We start from the raw sequence: 18,687 nt of genomic DNA on the forward strand, positions 1-18,687 counted from the left end.
GCACTGGGGTCGACCCTCGATCGCCCGGCCGCGTGCGCCACCTCGAACTTCCGGCCTCGAAATCGGCATGGACCCAAAAGGGTCCGGTAGTCCGTCTAAGTAGTAGAGGCAGCCGAATCCGACTGGGGGCAGTGTGAAGCGAGATGAGGAATTCTCCGCGTACGCAAGCAAGCGGTGGCCTGCTCTCGTTCGCGCCGCTGTTCTGCTGGGCTGCAGCATCCCGGACGCGGAGGACCTGGCCCAGACGACTCTCCTGCGTTGCTACGTGTCCTGGCACAAGGTCACGAAGGCGGATGACCAGGAGGCCTACGTCTACCGCATCCTGGTGAACGCCTATCGCGACAGTCGTCGACGAAGATGGTGGGGCGAGATACCCGCGGCCGCCGTGCCCGAACAAGCGGAGGCAGACGCCACCACCAGGGTGGACGCCGCCGATGCGGTGAGCCGTGCGCTTGCCGGCCTGAGCCGCGCGAATCGTGACGTGGTCGTACTCCGCTACTACGCACATCTGAGCGACCAGCAGATCGCCGAGGCCCTCGATATCGCCCCTGGCACTGTCAAGAGCCGCTTGTCCCGGGCCCTGACGCAACTGTCCGCCGATGCCAACATGTCCGACCTGCACGGAGGGAGTCACGCATGAACGACGAGGAAGCCGGCCGACTGCTCGAACGGCTCGCAGACGGGGTACCCGTCAGGCCCGCGCCGGTGGACCATCTGCTTCGCGCGGCCAGGTCGGCGCAGCGCAGGACGCGTAACGTCAGGCTCTTCGGTGTTGCCGCAGCGATAACCCTCGCCCTTGGCGGCAGCGTCCTTGCCACAGAAGTCGTCGGTGAACGCACGACTAGCGGAAACGACTCGGCCAATGGGGGAAGCCTGACGGCTCCGTCACCCTCCCCGGCGACCGACCGGGACAACCCGACGAAGGACCGGTCCGGGCCGTTGCCGGACGGTGGCGCGGCCAGCTGCACGGAGAGATCCACCCCGGAAGCCATCGCCGGTCGAGCGTTCGCGTTCGACGGTGTCGTGGTCAACATCGGGCCAGCCCAATCCAACCGTTCCGGCATCGGCAAGCTGGACCTCGTGGGAGTCACCTTCGCCGTCGTCGAGTGGTTCTCGGGTGGCACAGCGGCCAACGTCGCTGTGGACATGGCCCCGCCCATGACGGGAACGCACGATCCCACGGCAGAGACCTTCAGTTCGTACGCGATTGGGTCGCGGTTACTTGTCAGCGGTGAACCTCGTCAGGGAGGATCTGCTCTCGACAACGCCATCGCCTGGGGTTGTGGCTTCACCCGTTACTACGACCAGCCGGCGGCGCAGTCTTGGCGGCAGGCCGCGACGGCGCAGCGCGCCCTGACACCGGCCTCGACGCCAACTCGCCGCACATCCGTGCGGTGACAGCACCCTGCGCCTCCGCCCATCGGCGGCACCGATCCCGACGAGCCGCAGCATGCCCCGGTGCTGATCTGCCCGACGCCGAAGGCGGCGCTGCCGGTCCAGGTGGGCAGCAGCCCTGGTGATGGGGCATGATCGAAGGACCGGCGACTGGCGGCACGGGGATGGTGCAACCATCGGGGAGCCTCTCGCGGGCGTCGACCGCCTGGGCGCCTGCGTCGAGGACCCGTCATGACCACGACCAGCGCATCCGCCGAGAATCAGCCTCCATCGGGCACGGCCCGGCTGCTGCCGGGGACACCCGTCGCCGAAGCCATCCTGGCCGAGACCGCTGCCGCAGCCGCCCGCCTGCGCGACCGCGGGATCACACCCAGCCTCGCCACCATCCTCGTCGGCGACGACGACGCCAGCGCCGGTTACATCGCCATCAAGCAACGTCAGGCGGCCGAGCTCGGGTTCGCCTCACCGCACGTGCATCTGCCCGCCACCGCCACCCAGGCGGAGCTGCACCAGGCCATTGGCCGGTTCAACACCGATCCGGCCGTGCACGGGTTGCTCGTGCAGTACCCCGTGCCAAGTCATCTGGACTACGACGCGGCACTGCAGACCATCGACCCGGACAAGGACGTCGACGGCATGCATCCGCTGAACATGGGACGTCTCGCCGTCGGTCTGCCCGGCCCACTGCCGTGCACCCCCGCCGGCATCGAGGCCCTCCTGGCGCACTACGAGATCCCCGTCGCCGGTCGTGAGGTCGTCATCCTCGGCCGGGGCGCCACCCTCGGCCGCCCCCTGGCGATGCTGCTCGCCCAGAAGCGCCCGACCGCCAACGCCGCCGTCACAGTCGTCCACACCGGCGTGCCGGACTGGGCCCGCTACACCCGTCGCGCCGACATCCTCGTCGCCGCCGCCGGCGTACCCGGGATCGTCCGGCCTGAGCACGTCAAGCCCGGCGCCGTCGTCATCGGCGCCGGCGTCCGCTACGACGGGCGGCGCCTCCTGCCGGATGTCGACGAGGCGTGCGCCGAGGTCGCCGGCGCCATCACGCCCCGGGTCGGCGGAGTCGGTCCGACCACCGTGGCGATGCTGTTCCGCAACGCCGTGCGCGCCGCCGAGCGAGCAAGCCAGTAGCCCTGCGGGCGCAAACCGCAGGGCGAGCGTGATGCCGCTGAGTCATCTTGATGACTCAGCGGCATCACGACTAACGGCAAGCCCCCCGTGAACGCGGCCCGGCCCCTCGCTGCGAGGGGCCGGGCCGTGTTCGTTGGTGCTATTCAGCGCCCATCGGTGGGCTCGCCGTCAGCTGCAGCCGCTGGTGGAGCCGCAGCCCTCGCAGACGTAGCAGCTGCCGGCGGGGCGCATCTTCGTACCGCAGGTGAAGCAGAGCGGTGCGTCGGCGGCCTTGCCGATCACGGCCTCCAGCAGCTCGGTGCTGGAACCCACGCTCGGAGCCGGCTTGGCGGCGGCCACGTCGGCCATCTCCTGGGCCGGCTGGGCCACGGCCTCGGTCTTGGCCGGGGCCTCCACCGGCGCCGAGGACGCCATCGCGGTGAGGTCCGCGCCGGTGACGGCCGCGGCTTCCGCGTCGGCCTCGGCCCGCAGCTGGGCGGCCCGCTCGGACGCGGTGAAGATGCCCAGCTCAGCGCGGCGCTCGTAGGGCAGGAAGTCCAGTGCCAGGCGGCGGAAGATGTAGTCCATCACCGATGCCGCCATCCGCACGTCCGGGTCGTCGGTCATGCCGGCCGGCTCGAAGCGCATGTTGGTGAACTTGCTGACGAACGTCTCCAGCGGCACGCCGTACTGCAGGCCGATGCTGATGGCCACCGAGAAGGCGTCCATCACGCCGGCCAGGGTCGAGCCCTGCTTGGACATCTTCAGGAAGACCTCGCCGAGGCCGTCGTCCGGGTAGGACGACGCGGTGAGGTAGCCCTCGGCGCCACCGACGGAGAAGCTGACCGTCTCGGACGGGCGCTTCTTCGGCAGGCGCTTGCGCACCGGCCGGTACTCGATGACCTTCTCCACCGCGACCGGCGCGGCCGGTGCGGTCTCGACGGCGGCCGGCTCGGTGGCCTTGTTGGACTTGGCCACCGAGAGCGGCTGGCCGACCTTGCAGTTGTCCCGGTAGATCGCCAGCGCCTTGAGGCCGAGCTTCCAGCCCTCGAAGTAGATCTTCTCGACGTCCTCGACGGTGGCCGCCTCCGGCATGTTGACCGTCTTGGAGATGGCGCCGGAGACGAACGGCTGGATGGCCGCCATCATCCGCACGTGACCCATCGGGGCGATCGTCCGCTCGCCCATGGCGCAGTCGAAGACCGGGTAGTGCTCCGGCTTGAGGCCGGGGGCGTCCACCACGTGGCCGTGGTCGGCGATGTGCTCGATGATCGCCTCGACCTGCTCCTCGGGGTAGCCGAGGCTGCGCAGGGCGCGCGGCACCGTCTGGTTGACGATCTGCATCGAGCCGCCGCCGACCAGCTTCTTGAACTTGACGAGCGCCAGGTCCGGCTCCACGCCGGTCGTGTCGCAGTCCATCATGAAGCCGATCGTGCCGGTCGGGGCGAGGACGCTGGCCTGCGCGTTGCGCCAACCGAACTTGTCGCCGATCTTGTTGCCCTGGGTCCACTGCTTGGTCGCCTCGCGGACGATCGCGGTGGCCACCGGGCTGGTCGGCTTGATCTCGTCGTTTGCCGCGGCGTGCTTGCGCATGACCCGCTTGTGCGGCTCGGCGTTGCGGGCGTAGCCGTCGTACGGGCCGACGACACCGGCCAGCTCGGCCGAGCGGCGGTACGCGGTGCCGGTCATCAGCGACGTGATCGACGCGGCGACCGAGCGGCCCTGGTCCGAGTCGTACGGCAGGCCGGTGGCCATCAGCAGGGCGCCGAGGTTGGCGTAGCCGATGCCGAGCTGCCGGTAGGCGCGGGAGGTCTCACCGATCTTGTCGGTCGGGAAGTCCGCGAAGCAGATCGAGATGTCCATCGCGGTGATGACGAACTCGACGGACTTGACGAACTTCTCCACCTCGAAGCCCCCGTCGGCGCGGAGGAACTTCATCAGGTTGAGCGAGGCCAGGTTGCACGAGGAGTTGTCCAGGTGCAGGTATTCCGAGCACGGGTTCGACGCGGTGATCCGCCCGGTCTCCGGGCAGGTGTGCCAGTCGTTGATCGTGTCGTCGTACTGCAGGCCGGGGTCGGCGCACTCCCAGGCGGCCTGGGAGATGGTGCGGAACAGCTTCTTGGCGTCGACGGTGTCGATCACCGAGCCGTCCAGCCGGCCGCGCAGGTCGAAGCCGCCGCCATTTTCCACAGCCGACATGAACTCGTCTGAGACCCGGACCGAGTTGTTGGCGTTCTGGTACTGCACGCTGACGATGTCGGAGCCGCCGAGGTCCATGTCGAACCCGGCGTCGCGCAGCGCGCGGATCTTGTGCTCCTCGCGCGCCTTGGTGACCACGAACTCCTCGATGTCCGGGTGGTCCACGTCGAGGATGACCATCTTGGCCGCGCGGCGGGTCGCGCCGCCGGACTTGATGGTGCCGGCCGAGGCGTCCGCGCCACGCATGAAGCTGACCGGGCCGGAGGCGGTGCCGCCGGAGGAGAGCAGCTCACGCGACGAGCGGATCCGCGACAGGTTGACCCCGGAACCGGAGCCGCCCTTGAAGATCAGCCCCTCCTCCTTGTACCAGTCGAGGATGGAGTCCATCGAGTCGTCCACGGCCAGGATGAAGCAGGCGCTGACCTGCTGCGGCGACGGCGTGCCGACGTTGAACCAGACCGGCGAGTTGAAGCTGAACACCTGGTGCAGCAGCATCCAGGTCAGCTCGTGGGCGAAGACCTCGGCGTCGGCGGGGCTCGCGAAGTAGCCGTACTCCTCGCCCGCGGTGCGGTAGGTGGTGACCACCCGGTCGATCAGCTGCTTGAGCGACCACTCCCGCTCCGGGGTCCCCACCGCGCCCCGGAAGTACTTCGTGGTGACGATGTTGGCCGCGTTGACGCTCCACGACTCCGGGAACTCGACCCCCCGCTGCTCGAAGTTGATCGAGCCGTCCCGCCAGTTCGTCATCACGACGTCCCGGCGTTCCCAGCTGACCTCGTCGTACGGGTGGACCCCCTCGGTCGTCCACACCCGCTCGATCTTCAGCCCCGCGCCTGCCTTGCTCCGTGCACGGCTAGTTGTCACGCCGTCGCCCCCCTCGTCTGCGCGGTCACCCACCGCGCGTCCCAATCTCTGGAAAATTCGTGCAGATTCAGTTGGTCGGGCCGGCGGCCTCGACCGCGTCGGCCCGGCCCTGCCCCCGGGCGCGCGCCGCACTCCGCAACGTCTCGATCTCGCGCTCGAAGTCGGCGAGCGAGTCGAAGGAGCGGTAGACGCTGGCGAACCGCAGGTAGGCGATCTCGTCCAGGTCACGCAGCGGGCCCAGGATCGCCAGGCCCACGTCGTGGCTGGGGATCTCGGCGGCCCCCTTGGCCCGGACCGTCTCCTCCACCCGCTGCGCGAGCAGCGCGAGAGAGTCGTCGTCCACCGGCCGGCCCTGGCACGCCTTGCGCACCCCGCCGATGATCTTCGTACGACTGAACGGCTCGGTCACCCCGCTGCGCTTGACGACCGCGAGGACCGCCTCCTCGACGGTGGTGAACCGCTTGCCGCACTCCGGGCAGGACCGCCGCCGTCGGATGAGCTGGCCGTCGTCGGCCTCCCGCGAGTCGACCACCCGGGAGTCAGCGTGCCGGCAGTACGGACACCGCATCGCGGACCTCCTAATCGTGATCAACCATGTCGTACCGGACGCACCCGGGCACGACCCACCACGGCGGTGCCATGCGTTCATGGCGCCCGCCGTGATCAACGTTACGAGAGTGCGGTCGGTAGTCGGACCCAACCTGTGGGCAACTTACGCCCGTGTCACTACTACATCTAGGGGTCGACCGTATGTCGCCGGGGAAGCCGGGTCAAGTTGGCGGGCGTGTCCGGCGCGTCACGGACCATCCGGTCATCCACACCCGCCAGCGCGCCCGAAGACCCAACGCCGAGACCCCGCCCGGGTTACCGACCCGGGCGGCCAGAACAGGTCGGAAAACGGTCGACCGTCGAACACCAGTGCTATCCGACGTACCATTTATCAGAACATCCGTACGACCGGAGCGGTTTTTCACCCCGACACGCCGGTGAGAGGTCGTACAGATGTTTGAAAATGACCGATCTCACCTATACGGTCATGAACAACGTGGCACCACCGCACGCACCACGAGCCGACGAGGCACCCAGCGCCGACCAGGGAGGACGGACGTGACCGAGGACCGGGCCAGCCGGCCGAAGAGCCCGCAGCAGATCACCGAGGCGGGCCCCCCGGCCACCCGACGCCGCAGCGCCGCGCGCAGCCGGACGGGTCAACCCGCCGTGCGCCCGGTCACCCCGGTCGTCAGCGCCTTCCCCGACCCGGCAACTGTCGACCTGACCGCCCGCCAGCGTCGCATCCTGGAGTTCATCCGCACCTGGGTGGATCGGCACGGCTACCCGCCGAGTGTGCGGGAGATCGGCGAGGCGGTCGGCCTGGTGTCGCCGTCCAGCGTCGCCTACCAGCTCAAGGAGCTGGAAAAGAAGGGCTTCCTGCGCCGCGACCCCAATCGGCCGCGCGCGGTGGACGTCCGCGCCCCCAGCGAGGCCATCGACGACGAGCTGTCCCGGGCACAACGACCGACCCCGGCGTACGTGCCGATGCTCGGTCGGATCGCCGCCGGTGGGCCGATCCTCGCCGAGCAGGCCGTGGAGGACATCTTCCCGCTCCCCCGCGAGTTGGTGGGTGAGGGTGAGGTCTTCATGCTCCAGGTCAAGGGCGACTCGATGCTCGACGCGGCGATCTGCGACGGCGACTGGGTGGTCGTCCGGCAGCAGCCGACCGCCGACTCGGGCGAGATCGTGGCCGCGATGCTCGACGGCGAGGCGACGGTCAAGACCTACCGGCGGCGCGACGGGCACGTCTGGCTGATGCCGCAGAACCCGGCCTTCGACCCGATCCCCGGTGACGACGCCACCATCATGGGGCGCGTCGTGGCGGTGCTGCGCCGCATCTGACCGATCGGCGGGTGAGTGCCCACGGGCGCTCACCCACGCCGGTCGTCAGGGGCGGCTGAGCACTCGTCAGTAACGGTGGGCACTCGTCAGTAACGGTCGCCCCGAGGGCCGCGACCGCCCCCGGGATGCTGCCCGTACGGGTCGACGGGCCCATCGTCGTCACGACGACGGCCAGGCCGCTGACCCCGGTAGTCGGGCTCCTGCCCACCACGCCGGGGCGGTTCGGCACGACCGGTGCCGGGTCCGCCGCCGTCACCGCCGTACACGCCGCTGCCCGGACGACCGCCCCCGCCCTGCGGACGGCCACCGGCACCCTGCGGGCGCCCACCGCCAGCACCCTGAGGACGACCGCCACCGCTTGCCGGCGGACGACCGCCGCCACCTACCGGAGGGCGACCGCCACCACTCGCCGGGGGGCGACCGCCGCCGTACGTACCTGTTCCGCCGCCGTCCGGCCGTGCCGCACCGTAGCCGCCGCCGGCCACCGCCGGTCGGCCACCGCCACCGCCATACACGGCACCACCCGCCGGAGCCGGGCCACCGCGATCCACACCACCGCGACCCGGGCCACCGCGACCCGGGCCACCGCCGTAGGCCGCACCACCCGCTGGCGCGCCGCCACCGTAGACGCCGCCGCCCTTACGATCACCGCCGGGTGGGGAACCGCCGACGGCACGGCCGGTGCGCGGGCCGAACGGCTCGCCATCCGGCTCCGCCTTCGCGTCGGTGGCCGGCCGGCGACGGGCCCGGACGATGCCGATGATGCCGGCAGCGACCAGCAGCAGGCCGATCACCCCGACCGCGCCGACCAGGTAGATGATGTCGTCGAAGTCCAGCCCGGCGGTCCAGGATTTCGAGGCCGCCTGCTTGACGTCCCCCGCCCCCGCGGCCAGTGGCACCGTGGTCGAGGTGGACGGGGTGTAGCTGAGGATGTCGAGCGGCTCGTCGTCGGTGAACCGGAACGCATCCGAGACGGTCAGGAAGGCCTTGCCGTCCGAGGTGTAACTGATGGCCTCGCCGAACGGGTCGGACAGCGCCGTCACCCGCGGCTTGCCGGTGGTGAGCGCACCGACGATGTCACCGCCTGTCACGTCGTACTCGAACGCGTCGGCGTAGGTGCGCAGGACCACCCGGGAGCCGTCCGGTGAGCGGGCCGCGCCGGTGATGGCGATCCGGCCGAACGTGTTGAGCGGGTTCTCCGTCTGCGTCTTCGGCAGCGTGATCTCGCCGGCCCTACGCATCGGCACCGGCTCGGTGTCGCCGTTGCGCAGCGCCGCCGTCGGCGCGTAGATCTCGGCCTTGCCGCTGGTGACCTTCGTGATGATCAGCGGTTTGCCGTCGTCGCCGATGAGCAACGCCTCGGCGTCGTGCGGCTTGCCCTCCGGGTAGGAGACCCGGTGCAGCGTCGGCTGTCTCGCACCGCTGACCGGCATCGACCAGAGCGCGACGCGTGTGCGGCGCTCCTTCGAATCGGCGTTGTCACCGGTGTCGGCGATCCACAGGGTGTTGGCGTCCTTGGAGAGCGCGAGATCCTCGGTGTCGACCGGGCCCTGCCCCGAATAGCGGACCGGCTCCTTCGAGATCTTGCACTTGGTGTCGAGGAAGAAGATCCGCTCGCGTGCCACGATCTCGGTGCTGTCGTTGATGACGACGTAGCCACTCTTGGTGGCGACCAGGCCGGACAGCTCCCGCAGCCGCTCGTCGGCGATCGTGCACCGCTTCTGACCGGGAGTGGCGGCCTGCTGCTCGGACGACCCGGGGGCGGGAGCCGCCGCGGCGACTCCGGCGAGCGCCACGGTTGCCCCGAGCAGGCCGAGGGCAACCGTGACCGAGGAAACAACGCGGCGCATTCGGCCAGTGTCGCATGCCACGCGTTTCCGGCGGATAACACCGTAGCCGCTCAGGAGCGGCTGCCGGCCGCCTGACCCTGTCGCTCGACGGCGAACGGTGCCAGCTCCGCGGCGAGCTCCGCCGGGACGCGGAGATGCAGCAGTGTGCCCTCCGGCAGGTGCGCCGTGCTGAGCACCTCGCCCGTGCGATGCGCCCGGGCGACCAGGTCACCGCGGTCGTACGGCAGCACGGCCCGAACCTCCACGGCCGGTCGCGGCAGCCGCTCCTCGATCGCCGCACGCAGCCCGTCGATGCCCCGCCCGGAGTGCGCCGAGACGAAGATCGCGTCCGGCCAGAGCCGCTTGAGCCGCAGCAGCGTGTCCTCGTCGGCCGCGTCGGTCTTGTTGACCACCAGCAACTCGGGAAGCCGCTCCGCGCTCACCTCGGCGAGCACCGTGTGGACCGCCCGGACCTGCTCCTCCGGATCCGGGTGGGTGCCGTCGACGACGTGCACCACCAGATCCGCCTCGGCGACCTCCTCGAGCGTCGACCGGAACGCCTCGACGATCTGGTGCGGCAGGTGCCGGACGAAACCGACGGTGTCGGAGAGGGTGTAGAGCCGGCCGTCCGAGGTGGTCGCCTTACGGGTGGTCGGGTCCAGTGTCGCGAACAGCGCGTTCTCCACCAGCACGCCGGCACCGGTCAACCGGTTGAGCAGGCTGGACTTGCCGGCGTTGGTGTAGCCGGCGATGGCCACGGCGGGAACGGAGTTGCGGGTGCGTCGGGCGCGCTTCGTCACGCGTACCGTGCGCATGCTCTTGATCTCGCGGCGCAGCCGGGAGATGCGGTGGCGGATCCGCCGCCGGTCGGTCTCCAGCTTGGTCTCACCGGGACCACGCACACCCACACCGCCGCCGGCGCCGCCACCACGGCCGGAACCACCGGTCTGCCGGGAGAGCGTCTCACCCCAACCCCGCAGCCGGGGCAGCAGGTATTCGAGTTGGGCCAGCTCGACCTGGGCCTTACCTTCCTTGCTCTTGGCGTGCTGGGCGAAGATGTCGAGGATCAGCGCGGTGCGGTCGACGACCTTGACCTTGGTGCGCTGCTCCAGGTTGCGCAGCTGCGACGGGGACAACTCACCGTCGCAGATGACCGTGTCGGCGCCGCTGGAGAGCACCACCGCGCCGAGGTCGTCGACCTTGCCACGGCCGATGTACGTGGCCGGGTCGGGTCGGCTGCGGCGCTGGATCAGCCCTTCGAGCACCTGCGAGCCGGCGGTCTCGGCCAGCGCGGCGAGCTCGGCCAGCGAATTTTCCGCGTCGGCCACCGTGCCCTCGGTCCAGACACCCACCAGGACGACCCGCTCCAGCCGCAGCTGGCGGTATTCCACCTCGGTGACGTCGGTGAGCTCGGTTGACAGGCCCGGGACGCGTCGGAGGGACTGTCGCTCCGACAGATCCATCTCGCCGGTGGTGACGTCGTCGAGCTCGTCCTCGACGGGGACGAAGCTCTCCTGGTCTCGCAAGCGGTTCTCCTGTCCGTTTTGATGAGTGGAACGTAATCCTGACATGACACAACGCCGAACGCACCTGCTATATGCCCATGGTCAGGGTCGCCAAAAGTGGGGGCGAATGCTGGTCGGCCGCGACAACCCGGTAGAAATGCGGGCGGCGGCCGATCGGCCGCACAGCCGTGACGGAGGGATCCCGTGGCCATCACCCGACTGCCGAGCGCCGGATTTTCGATCACCATCCGGATCGCCGTGACCGCGGACGCGTCCTCGATCGGCCGGCTCACCACCTCCGTCGGCGAGGCCGGCGCGATCGTCACGGCGTTGGACGTGGTGGACTCCGACCCGACGAACGTGATCGTCGACCTGACCTGCGACACCGCCGACGCCGGGCACGCCGACCAGGTGGTCGACGCGCTGACCGCCCTGGACGGCGTGGACGTGCGGAAGGTGTCGGACCGGACGTTCCTGCTGCACCTGGGCGGCAAGATCGAGGTGACGTCGAAGGTCGCGCTGCGCAACCGCGACGAGCTGTCCCGGGCGTACACCCCGGGGGTGGCCCGGGTCTGCATGGCGATCGCGGAGAATCCGGCGGACGCCCGGCGACTGACCATCAAGCGCAACACCGTCGCGGTGGTCAGCGACGGCTCCGCGGTGCTCGGCCTGGGCAACCTGGGCCCGGCCGCGTCGCTGCCGGTGATGGAGGGCAAGGCGGCGCTCTTCAAGCGCTTCGGTGGGGTGGATGCCTGGCCGGTGGTGCTGGACACCCAGGACACCGACGAGATCGTGCAGATCGTGAAGGCGATCGCGCCGGCGTACGGCGGGATCAACCTGGAGGACATCGCCGCGCCGCGCTGCTTCGAGATCGAGGCCCGGCTGCGCGAGGCGCTGGACATCCCGGTGTTCCACGACGACCAGCACGGCACCGCGATCTGCGTGCTGGCCGCGCTGACCAACGCGCTGCGGGTGGTGGGCAAGCAACTCGAGGACGTCCGGGTGGTGGTCTCCGGGGCCGGCGCGGCGGGCACCGCGATCATGAAGCTGCTGCTGCGCCAGGGCGTCGGCGACATCATCGCGTACGACCGGCAGGGTGCCCTGCACCGTGGGCTGACCGGGCTCAACTCGGCGTGGCAGTGGCTGGCGGACAACACCAACAAGGAGAACTACTCGGGCGACCTGCCGGGTGCGATCCGGGGTGCCGACGTGTTCATCGGCGTGAGCGCGCCGAACCTGCTCACCGGTGACGACATCGCCCAGATGGCCAAGGACTCGATCGTCTTCGCGCTGGCCAATCCGGACCCGGAGGTCGACCCGCGGGAGGCGCGCAAGCACGCCGCCGTGGTCGCCACCGGTCGCTCGGACCAGCCGAACCAGATCAACAACGTGCTCGCCTTCCCCGGCGTGTTCCGCGGGATGCTGGACGCGCACGCCGAGGAGTTCACCGAGGAGATGGCGATCGCCGCCGCCCGGGCCATCGCCGACGTGGTCGGCGAAGAGAAGATCAACCCGACGGTGATCGTGCCGAGCGTCTTCGACTCCCGGGTCGCCCCGGCCGTCGCCGCCGCCGTCCGCGCCGCCGCGCACAACCCGAGCCCGCTCCCGGCGGCCGACCCCGGCCCGGCCGACCTCCCGGAGATCGCGGCGAACGCCAGCGCCACCCCGTGACGCACTCCCTTCGTCGATCGAGAGGGTCGGGTCAGGATCCGCGTGGATCGCGACCCGACCCTCTCGGTCACGGCGCGGGAGCGTGCGGCGGTGTGGAGGTCGCGAAGTCGGTGGCTCGGTCGGCGACGAGGTCCGGGTGGCTCAGCGGCAGGTCGTGACCCGCGCCGGGGACGACCTCCGACCGGGCGCCCGGGACCAGGCGCCTGATCCGGTCGGCCACCGACCGGGCGTCGTACAGCTGGCTGCGCTCGCCGAACAGCGCCAGGACCGGCACCGTGAGGTCGCGCAACTCGTCGTCGGTGAGCGCCGGCGGGACCGGGTGCCGGCGGCGGAAGCCGAAGGTGGCGCGGATCAGCCCCATCAGGTCGTCGTCACGCAGGGTCGCGTTGCGCAGCAGCCGGGCCGCGCCGCGGCGGACCGGGGCGGGGGCGAGGCCGACCAGGCCGCTCAGCACCACCCAGGCGAGGAACCGGCCGTTGACCTTGCCGAAGCCGGCCGGGTCGAGCAGGACCAGGCCAGCCACCCGGCCGGGTGAGTGCCGGGCGTACTGCACCCCCACCCAACCGCCGAACGACGCGCCGACCAGGTACGCCCGGTCCACGCCCATCCCGTCGAGGACCTCGGACAGCCAGCGCGCCCAGTCCCCAGGGCCGTCGAGGGGCAGTGACTGCACGGAGCAGCCCGGTTCGCCAACCGGGTCGACGGCGATCACCGGCCGGTCCCGCCCGAGTCGGCGCACGTGCGGGTGCCAACTCAGGGCGTTGCCGCCGGCACCGGGCAGCAGCACGAACGGCGTTGCGGCTCCGGCCCCCCATCGGTAGACCCGGGTGCGCCCGAAGCTGGTCGGCAGGTCGGCGGCGACCGCTTCGGCGGGCCACACCCGCCGTCGAGTCCGCTCGTACGCGTCCAGAAAACGGGCGCGGGCACGATCACTGGTGAACTCGCTGATCGGTGCGACTGTCACGATGTCTCCGTCCCCCGGTGTTTTGATGGTACAACCGTATCATCAGGTTCCGCTGACGGAACAGAACGGAGTGCCACGGTGCCCAAGCGCGTCGACCACGAACAGCGGCGCCGGCAGATCGGCGACGCGCTGCTGCGGATCGCCAGCAGCCGGGGACTGCAGTCCGCGAGCATGCGGGAGGTAGCCGCCGAGGCCGGGGTGTCGCTGCGGCTGGTGCAGTACTACTTCCACACCAAGGACGAGCTCCTGCTGACCGCGTTGGGCTATCTCGGCGAGCAGCTGGCCGCCCGCGTCGAGGCACGGATTCGGGCGCTCGGGCCGGTCACCCCACGCACCGTCGTCGTCGGCACCCTCTCCGCCGTCCTGCCGACGGACCCCGAGGGCCACCAACTCACCAGGGCCTACACCGGCTACTACGCGCTGGTGTTCAGCGAGCCAGACCTCGCCGAACGGCACGGCACCGCCTATCCCGACAAGCTCGAACGGCTGCTCGCCCGGCAACTCCGCCAAGCGCAGCAGGACGGTGACGTCAACCCGGAGCTGGATTGCGACGTGGTGGCCGCCGGCCTACTGGCGCTGACCAACGGGCTGGGCTCCAGCGTGCTCGGCGGCCAGCGCGACGGCGCGAGCGCGCTGGCGATCCTGACCTACCACCTCGACCGGCTGTTCACACCGCCAGCGCGGACGGGCTGATGTCGCCGGTGGCCACCAGGACGGCGGGGCCGGACAGCCAGCAGGAGTCGGCAGTGACCGTGACCGTCAGGCGGCCACCGGGCACGTCCACGGCGACCACCCCGGTGTCCCGGCCGGCGTCACGCAGGGCCACCGCGCCCACCGCGCAGGCACCCGTGCCGCAGGACAGGGTCTCGGCGCTGCCACGCTCGTACACCCGCATCAGCGAGTGCTCGTCGGTGCCGTCGACCGGATCGCCCGCCACGATGAACTCCACGTTCACCCCGCTGGGGAAGACCGTCGGGTCGAAGCCGGGCGCGACGGTCAGGTCCAGCGCGGACAGCTCCACGCCGGCCGGCAGGACACAGACCAGGTGCGGATTGCCAAGATCCACAGCGGTGCCGGGCAGGGTCAGTCCGCCCAGGGTGGCGGTCGACGTGTCGTACACCCGGGGTCGGCGCATCTCGACGGACACGGCGTCACCCTCGACCAGCGCGCGCACGATGCCGGCCCGGGTGGCCACCGGCAACGCGGCGCCGGCGGGCGTGGCCAGACCGGTGTCGAGCAGGTAGCGCACGAAGACCCGGGCGCCGTTGCCGCACATCTCGGCGAACGACCCGTCGGCGTTCCAGTAGTCCATGAACCACTCGGCCTCGCCGGCCAGCCCGGCGCCGTCCGGATGCTTGGCCGCGCGGACCACCCGCAGCACGCCGTCCGCGCCGATGCCGCGCCGCCTGTCGCAGAGTGCCGCGACCAGCTCCGGGGTCAGGTCGAGCTGACCGTCCGGGTCGGGAAGGAGGACGAAGTCGTTGCCGGTGCCGTGGCCCTTGGTGAACTCCACGCTCCCATCATCGCGCAGCGGCCGGCACCAGACGCAGGGCCTCCCCCAACACGTCCGGCGCCGTCGAGTCCAACCAGTGGATCCGCGGGTCGCGCCGGAACCAGGACCGCTGCCGGCGGACGAAACGCCGGGTGGCCCGGACCGTCTCGTCGTGCGCCTGCGCCTCGGTCAACTCACCGGCGAGCATGCGCAGCACCTGCTGGTAGCCCAGCGCCCGACTCGCCGTCCGCCCCTCCGGCAGCCCGCGCCCGACCAGTTCCCGCGTCTCCGGCACCAGGCCGTCGGTCCACATCCGGTCGACCCGCAGCGCGATCCGCTCGTCCAGCACGGCGGTGTCCAGGTCGACGCCGACCTGCACCGACGGGTAGTACGGCGTCGGTTGCGGCAGTGAGGCGGTGAACGGCGCCCCGGTGAGCTCGATCACCTCCAGGGCCCGGACGATCCGCCGACCGTTGCCGGGCAGGATGCCCTCGGCGGCCACCGGGTCGGCGGCGCGCAGCCGCGCGTACAGCGGCGCCGGGCCGACCTCGGCCAGTTCCCGTTCCAGTCGCTCGCGCAGCGCCGCGTCCGTGCCGGGGAACTCGAAGCGCTCCAGCACCGCCCGCACGTACAGTCCGGAACCACCGACCAGCAGCGGCACCCGCCCCCGGGACAGGATGTCGTCCACCGCCGCGCGGGCCAGCCGCTGGTACTCCGCGACGCTCGCCGGCTCGGTGACGTCCCAGATGTCCAACAGGTGGTGCGGCACCCCGTCCCGCTCGGCGGGGGTCAGCTTGGCGGTGCCGATGTCCATGCCCCGGTAGAGCTGCATCGAGTCGGCGTTGACCACCTCACCGTCGAGCGCGTGCGCCAACGCGATGCTCAGCGCCGACTTGCCCGCCGCGGTCGGGCCGACCACCGCGACGACCGTGCCCGCTCCGTCGCCCGTCACACCCGCGCCGCCAGTCACGCCTGCCTCGCCGGTCACACCCGCCTCGCCAGTCACACCGGCCTCGCCAGTCACACCCGCTCCCAGGAGGCCACGAAGTAGGCGACACCGTAGGGGGCCGCGTCGTACAGCAACTCGCCGCGCCACCCACCGCCGGCCGCGCGGGCCACGCCGGCCAGCACCTGCCAGGGGGCGCGACCGGCGGCCTTCAGCTCCGCCGACAGCACCGGGTCGAGGTCGAGCAGGGCGTCCAGGTCCGCGTCGGCCAGCGCCGTCGCAACCCCCTGGTCGTACGGGAGGGCGCGCGCGTCGTCGTACCCGGGAGCCTTCTCTCCCCGACAGGCCGACCCGTCCCCGAGCACCAGCAACGCCACCCGGTCACCCGCGCCGCCGACCTCGTCCGCGAGCGCGGCCAGCTCGGCCGGACCGGCGTCGGCAGCCACCTGCACGGCGGTCACCGACGCTCGGGCGCCGTCCGCTCGCGGGTCGCGCGCTCGGGCGTCGCGCTCTCGCGCGTCCTGCTCTCGGGCGTCCTGCTCTCGCGCGTCCTGCTCTCGCGGGTCGCGCGCTCGGGCGTCGTGCCGGGCCAGCAACCACGCGCCGATGGTCAGGCTCAACGGCAGCACCGCACCCCGGTCGGGCTGGCCGCGGACCAGCGGCACGTCCAGGTCGACACCCCACGGCTGGAGCGAGCCGGTGGCCGGGGTGCGGATCAGGCCGGTGACCGGGCCGGTGCCGAGCAACACCACGGTGTCCGGGTCGACGGCGAGCAGCCGGCGTACGGCGGTGTCACAGGCCGCCCGTAGGTCGTCCAACTCCGGGGCCGCGGAACCGGCCACCTCGGGCACGAGCAGGGGCGGATGGGGGCAGACGGCAGCAGCGACCAGTGGCACCCATTCACCGTAGCGGGAATCGTCGGTGCGTCTCCGCGCCGATCCGGTCATTCGGCCCCTAGGACACCGTATGGTCACGGTCGGCGATAGGCGCTCGACGCGGACCGGGTCGGACCTGTGACAATGCCGGAAGTAACTTGGCTGCGCCGTGGCGGCGACGGGGGATCGATCCCTCGACGCCGGGAGAACGAGGATGGGCACATGAGCGACTGGACTGCCTTCGGACGGGTGGATGCGGACGGCACCGTGTACGTCAAGACCACCGAGGGCGAGCGGGTTGTCGGATCCTGGCAGGCGGGAGCACCGGAGGAGGGCCTGGCACACTTCGCGCGCCGCTTCGCCGACCTGGTGACCGAGGTGGACCTGACCGAAGCGCGTCTCAAGTCGGGTGCGGCCGACGCCGGGCACTCGCTGAGCACGATCCGGCGGATCCGTACCACGCTGCCCGAGGCCAACGTGGTCGGCGACATCGACGCCCTGGCCGCTCGCCTGGACAAGCTGGCCACCTTCGCCGAGGAAAAAGCCGGCGAAGTACGCGCTGCCCGGGACGCCGCTCGCGGCGAGGCCCTGGCGCGCAAGACCGCGCTTGTCGAGGAGGCCGAGAAGCTCGCTGCCGAATCCACCGGATGGAAGACCGCCGGGGACCGCCTCAAGGAGATCCTCGACGAGTGGAAGACCATCCGTGGGGTCGACAAGAAGGCCGACGGTGAGCTGTGGAAGCGTTTCGCCGCCGCCCGGGACGGTTTCACCCGGCGTCGGGGCGCCCACTTCGCCTCCCTGGACTCACAGCGCAAGCAGGCGCAGACGGTCAAGGAGGAGCTGGTCGCCGAGGCGGAGAAGCTCCAGGAATCCACCGACTGGGCCGCGACCGCCAACCAGCTCAAGGATCTGATGACCCAGTGGAAGGCAGCGCCGCGCGCTTCCAAGGAGGCCGAGCAGAAGCTCTGGGAACGCTTCCGGGGTGCGCAGGACGCCTTCTTCAGCCGGCGTAGCGAGGTCTTCTCCGCCCGGGACAACGAGCAGCGCGGCAACCTGGAACGCAAGCAGGCCCTGCTCGCCGAGGCCGAGGCGTTGAACATCGACGCCGACCCGAAGGGCGCTCAGGCCAAGCTGCGAGAAATCCAGGCACAGTGGCACGAGGCCGGCCGGGTGCCCCGCGAGGCAGCCGCCGGGCTGGAGCGCCGGCTGCGCGTCATCGACGACAAGGTCCGCGAGGTGATGGACTCCGCGTGGCGCCGCACCACCAAGGAGGACAACCCGCTGCTCGCCCAGATGCGGTCCCAGGTGGCCAAGGCCGAGGAGCGGCTGGCTCGCGCCCAGAGCGCCGGGGACGCCCGCCGGATCAAGGACGCCGAGCAGGCCCTCGCCGCCAAGCGGCAGTTCCTCCAGCTCGCCGAGCAGGCCGGCTGAGCTGACAACGTCCGAAGCCCCCGATCCCGAGCGGGACCGGGGGCTTCCGCGTGCCCGCGCCCCTCGCGTCCTCGCGCCCGCGCCCGCGCCCGCGCCCGCGCCCGCGCCCACCCATGATCTACGCAACTTCCCGGATGTTGCTGTCTCGGAGGCGCGAGAGGCACCAACATCCCCGATGTTGCGCGGATCTTGACACGAACCTCGTGCTTGAGAGTCGAGACCGGGGTTGGGGGCGGCCGGCAGACGTCAAGGTCGTGCTCGATCCAGGTTGTCATGGCATCCGATCGCCCGCAGACCACTACGCCCATGTCGACATCGTTGCGTCAGGTGGAACGGCTGTTCGTCAACCAGCGCTAACTCGCCGATCATGCAGTTGTGGTGGGCAACAGAACGCCCCTAAAACCCCCAAAGTCGGCACCACAACTCCATGATCGCCAAGCCGGGCCCACCCGTGTCCGCGACTGTGCACGTCATGTCCCGGGTTGACCCGCCGGCTACCGCCCCAACGCGACG

The 18,687-nt window shown here is 70.9% G+C and carries 15 protein-coding genes; 7 read left to right on the forward strand and 8 right to left on the reverse strand.

Features of this window, described 5'->3' with window-relative positions:
• Window positions 1-133 precede the first annotated feature (133 nt).
• The 3 genes from ACGFIQ_RS01435 to ACGFIQ_RS01445 all read left to right on the forward strand — a co-directional run bounded on the left by ACGFIQ_RS01435 (window position 134) and on the right by ACGFIQ_RS01445 (window position 2,526).
• Window positions 134-640, forward strand: a complete 507-nt coding sequence (locus ACGFIQ_RS01435) for a SigE family RNA polymerase sigma factor (RefSeq protein WP_393237584.1) — start codon at window positions 134-136, stop codon at window positions 638-640.
• Window positions 637-1,398, forward strand: a complete 762-nt coding sequence (locus ACGFIQ_RS01440; protein ID WP_393237587.1) for a hypothetical protein — start codon at window positions 637-639, stop codon at window positions 1,396-1,398. The genes ACGFIQ_RS01435 and ACGFIQ_RS01440 overlap by 4 nt, the downstream gene beginning before the upstream one ends.
• A gap of 228 nt (window positions 1,399-1,626) precedes the next feature.
• Window positions 1,627-2,526, forward strand: a complete 900-nt coding sequence (locus ACGFIQ_RS01445; protein WP_393237590.1) for a bifunctional 5,10-methylenetetrahydrofolate dehydrogenase/5,10-methenyltetrahydrofolate cyclohydrolase — start codon at window positions 1,627-1,629, stop codon at window positions 2,524-2,526.
• 168 nt (window positions 2,527-2,694) lie between these two features.
• Here ACGFIQ_RS01445 and ACGFIQ_RS01450 read toward each other — a convergent pair whose 3' ends face one another.
• Together ACGFIQ_RS01450 and nrdR are read right to left on the reverse strand one after the other, a co-directional pair.
• Window positions 2,695-5,601 carry a vitamin B12-dependent ribonucleotide reductase gene (locus tag ACGFIQ_RS01450; protein WP_393237593.1) on the reverse strand — a complete coding sequence of 969 codons (2,907 nt, stop codon included), beginning with the start codon at window positions 5,599-5,601 and terminating at the stop codon, window positions 2,695-2,697.
• A gap of 34 nt (window positions 5,602-5,635) precedes the next feature.
• On the reverse strand, window positions 5,636-6,136 hold the full coding sequence (gene nrdR, locus ACGFIQ_RS01455; protein WP_357070368.1) for a transcriptional regulator NrdR: 501 nt from the start codon (window positions 6,134-6,136) through the stop codon (window positions 5,636-5,638).
• A gap of 539 nt (window positions 6,137-6,675) precedes the next feature.
• Between nrdR and lexA the strand changes: the two genes are divergently transcribed.
• A complete protein-coding gene (lexA, locus tag ACGFIQ_RS01460; RefSeq protein WP_355064023.1) occupies window positions 6,676-7,461 on the forward strand; it encodes a transcriptional repressor LexA in 786 nt (261 codons plus the stop codon).
• An 86-nt stretch (window positions 7,462-7,547) separates the two neighbouring features.
• Here lexA and ACGFIQ_RS01465 read toward each other — a convergent pair whose 3' ends face one another.
• Both ACGFIQ_RS01465 and hflX read right to left on the reverse strand, forming a co-directional pair.
• Window positions 7,548-9,311, reverse strand: coding sequence for a hypothetical protein (locus ACGFIQ_RS01465; RefSeq protein ID WP_393237597.1), 1,764 nt, complete (start codon window positions 9,309-9,311; stop codon window positions 7,548-7,550).
• A gap of 50 nt (window positions 9,312-9,361) precedes the next feature.
• Window positions 9,362-10,816, reverse strand: a complete 1,455-nt coding sequence (gene hflX, locus ACGFIQ_RS01470; protein ID WP_393237600.1) for a GTPase HflX — start codon at window positions 10,814-10,816, stop codon at window positions 9,362-9,364.
• A 183-nt stretch (window positions 10,817-10,999) separates the two neighbouring features.
• Here hflX and ACGFIQ_RS01475 point away from each other — a divergent pair, with 183 nt between their 5' ends.
• Window positions 11,000-12,466, forward strand: coding sequence for an NAD-dependent malic enzyme (locus tag ACGFIQ_RS01475; RefSeq protein ID WP_393237603.1), 1,467 nt, complete (start codon window positions 11,000-11,002; stop codon window positions 12,464-12,466).
• A 67-nt stretch (window positions 12,467-12,533) separates the two neighbouring features.
• Here the strand turns inward: ACGFIQ_RS01475 and ACGFIQ_RS01480 are convergent, their stop codons facing one another.
• Window positions 12,534-13,430, reverse strand: a complete 897-nt coding sequence (locus ACGFIQ_RS01480) for an alpha/beta fold hydrolase (RefSeq protein WP_393237606.1) — start codon at window positions 13,428-13,430, stop codon at window positions 12,534-12,536.
• Between the two features lie 78 nt (window positions 13,431-13,508).
• Here ACGFIQ_RS01480 and ACGFIQ_RS01485 point away from each other — a divergent pair, with 78 nt between their 5' ends.
• Complete coding sequence (locus tag ACGFIQ_RS01485) at window positions 13,509-14,123, forward strand: TetR/AcrR family transcriptional regulator (protein WP_393237609.1); 615 nt, start codon at window positions 13,509-13,511, stop codon at window positions 14,121-14,123.
• On the opposite strand, the gene dapF is transcribed toward ACGFIQ_RS01485, so the two are convergent.
• From dapF to ACGFIQ_RS01500, 3 genes are read right to left on the reverse strand one after another with little or no spacing between them, the layout of a single operon-like run.
• Window positions 14,098-14,943: a diaminopimelate epimerase gene (gene dapF / locus ACGFIQ_RS01490; RefSeq protein WP_393237612.1), complete on the reverse strand. Its 846-nt coding sequence runs from the start codon at window positions 14,941-14,943 to the stop codon at window positions 14,098-14,100. The two genes, ACGFIQ_RS01485 and dapF, sit on opposite strands and share 26 nt — an antisense overlap.
• Before the next feature lie 7 nt (window positions 14,944-14,950).
• Window positions 14,951-15,910 (reverse strand): tRNA (adenosine(37)-N6)-dimethylallyltransferase MiaA, encoded by a 960-nt coding sequence (miaA, locus tag ACGFIQ_RS01495; protein ID WP_393240266.1) that lies wholly within the window; start codon window positions 15,908-15,910, stop codon window positions 14,951-14,953.
• Between the two features lie 32 nt (window positions 15,911-15,942).
• On the reverse strand, window positions 15,943-16,815 hold the full coding sequence (locus tag ACGFIQ_RS01500; protein ID WP_393237615.1) for a hypothetical protein: 873 nt from the start codon (window positions 16,813-16,815) through the stop codon (window positions 15,943-15,945).
• Between the two features lie 150 nt (window positions 16,816-16,965).
• Here ACGFIQ_RS01500 and ACGFIQ_RS01505 point away from each other — a divergent pair, with 150 nt between their 5' ends.
• Window positions 16,966-18,174, forward strand: a complete 1,209-nt coding sequence (locus ACGFIQ_RS01505) for a DUF349 domain-containing protein (protein WP_393237618.1) — start codon at window positions 16,966-16,968, stop codon at window positions 18,172-18,174.
• The last annotated feature ends 513 nt before the right edge of the window (window positions 18,175-18,687 follow it).

Source organism: Micromonospora sp. NPDC048898, from assembly GCF_043198035.1.
Lineage (GTDB): Bacteria > Actinomycetota > Actinomycetes > Mycobacteriales > Micromonosporaceae > Micromonospora.

Coding starts and splice junctions, on each gene's coding strand:
- ACGFIQ_RS01465 (WP_393237597.1), bottom strand. CDS start 9,311: ATGCGCCGCGTTGTTTCCTCGGTCACGGTTGCCCTCGGCCTGCTCGGG.
- ACGFIQ_RS01445 (WP_393237590.1), top strand. CDS start 1,627: ATGACCACGACCAGCGCATCCGCCGAGAATCAGCCTCCATCGGGCACG.
- ACGFIQ_RS01440 (WP_393237587.1), top strand. CDS start 637: ATGAACGACGAGGAAGCCGGCCGACTGCTCGAACGGCTCGCAGACGGG.
- ACGFIQ_RS01505 (WP_393237618.1), top strand. CDS start 16,966: ATGAGCGACTGGACTGCCTTCGGACGGGTGGATGCGGACGGCACCGTG.
- ACGFIQ_RS01500 (WP_393237615.1), bottom strand. CDS start 16,815: ATGACCGGATCGGCGCGGAGACGCACCGACGATTCCCGCTACGGTGAA.
- nrdR (WP_357070368.1), bottom strand. CDS start 6,136: ATGCGGTGTCCGTACTGCCGGCACGCTGACTCCCGGGTGGTCGACTCG.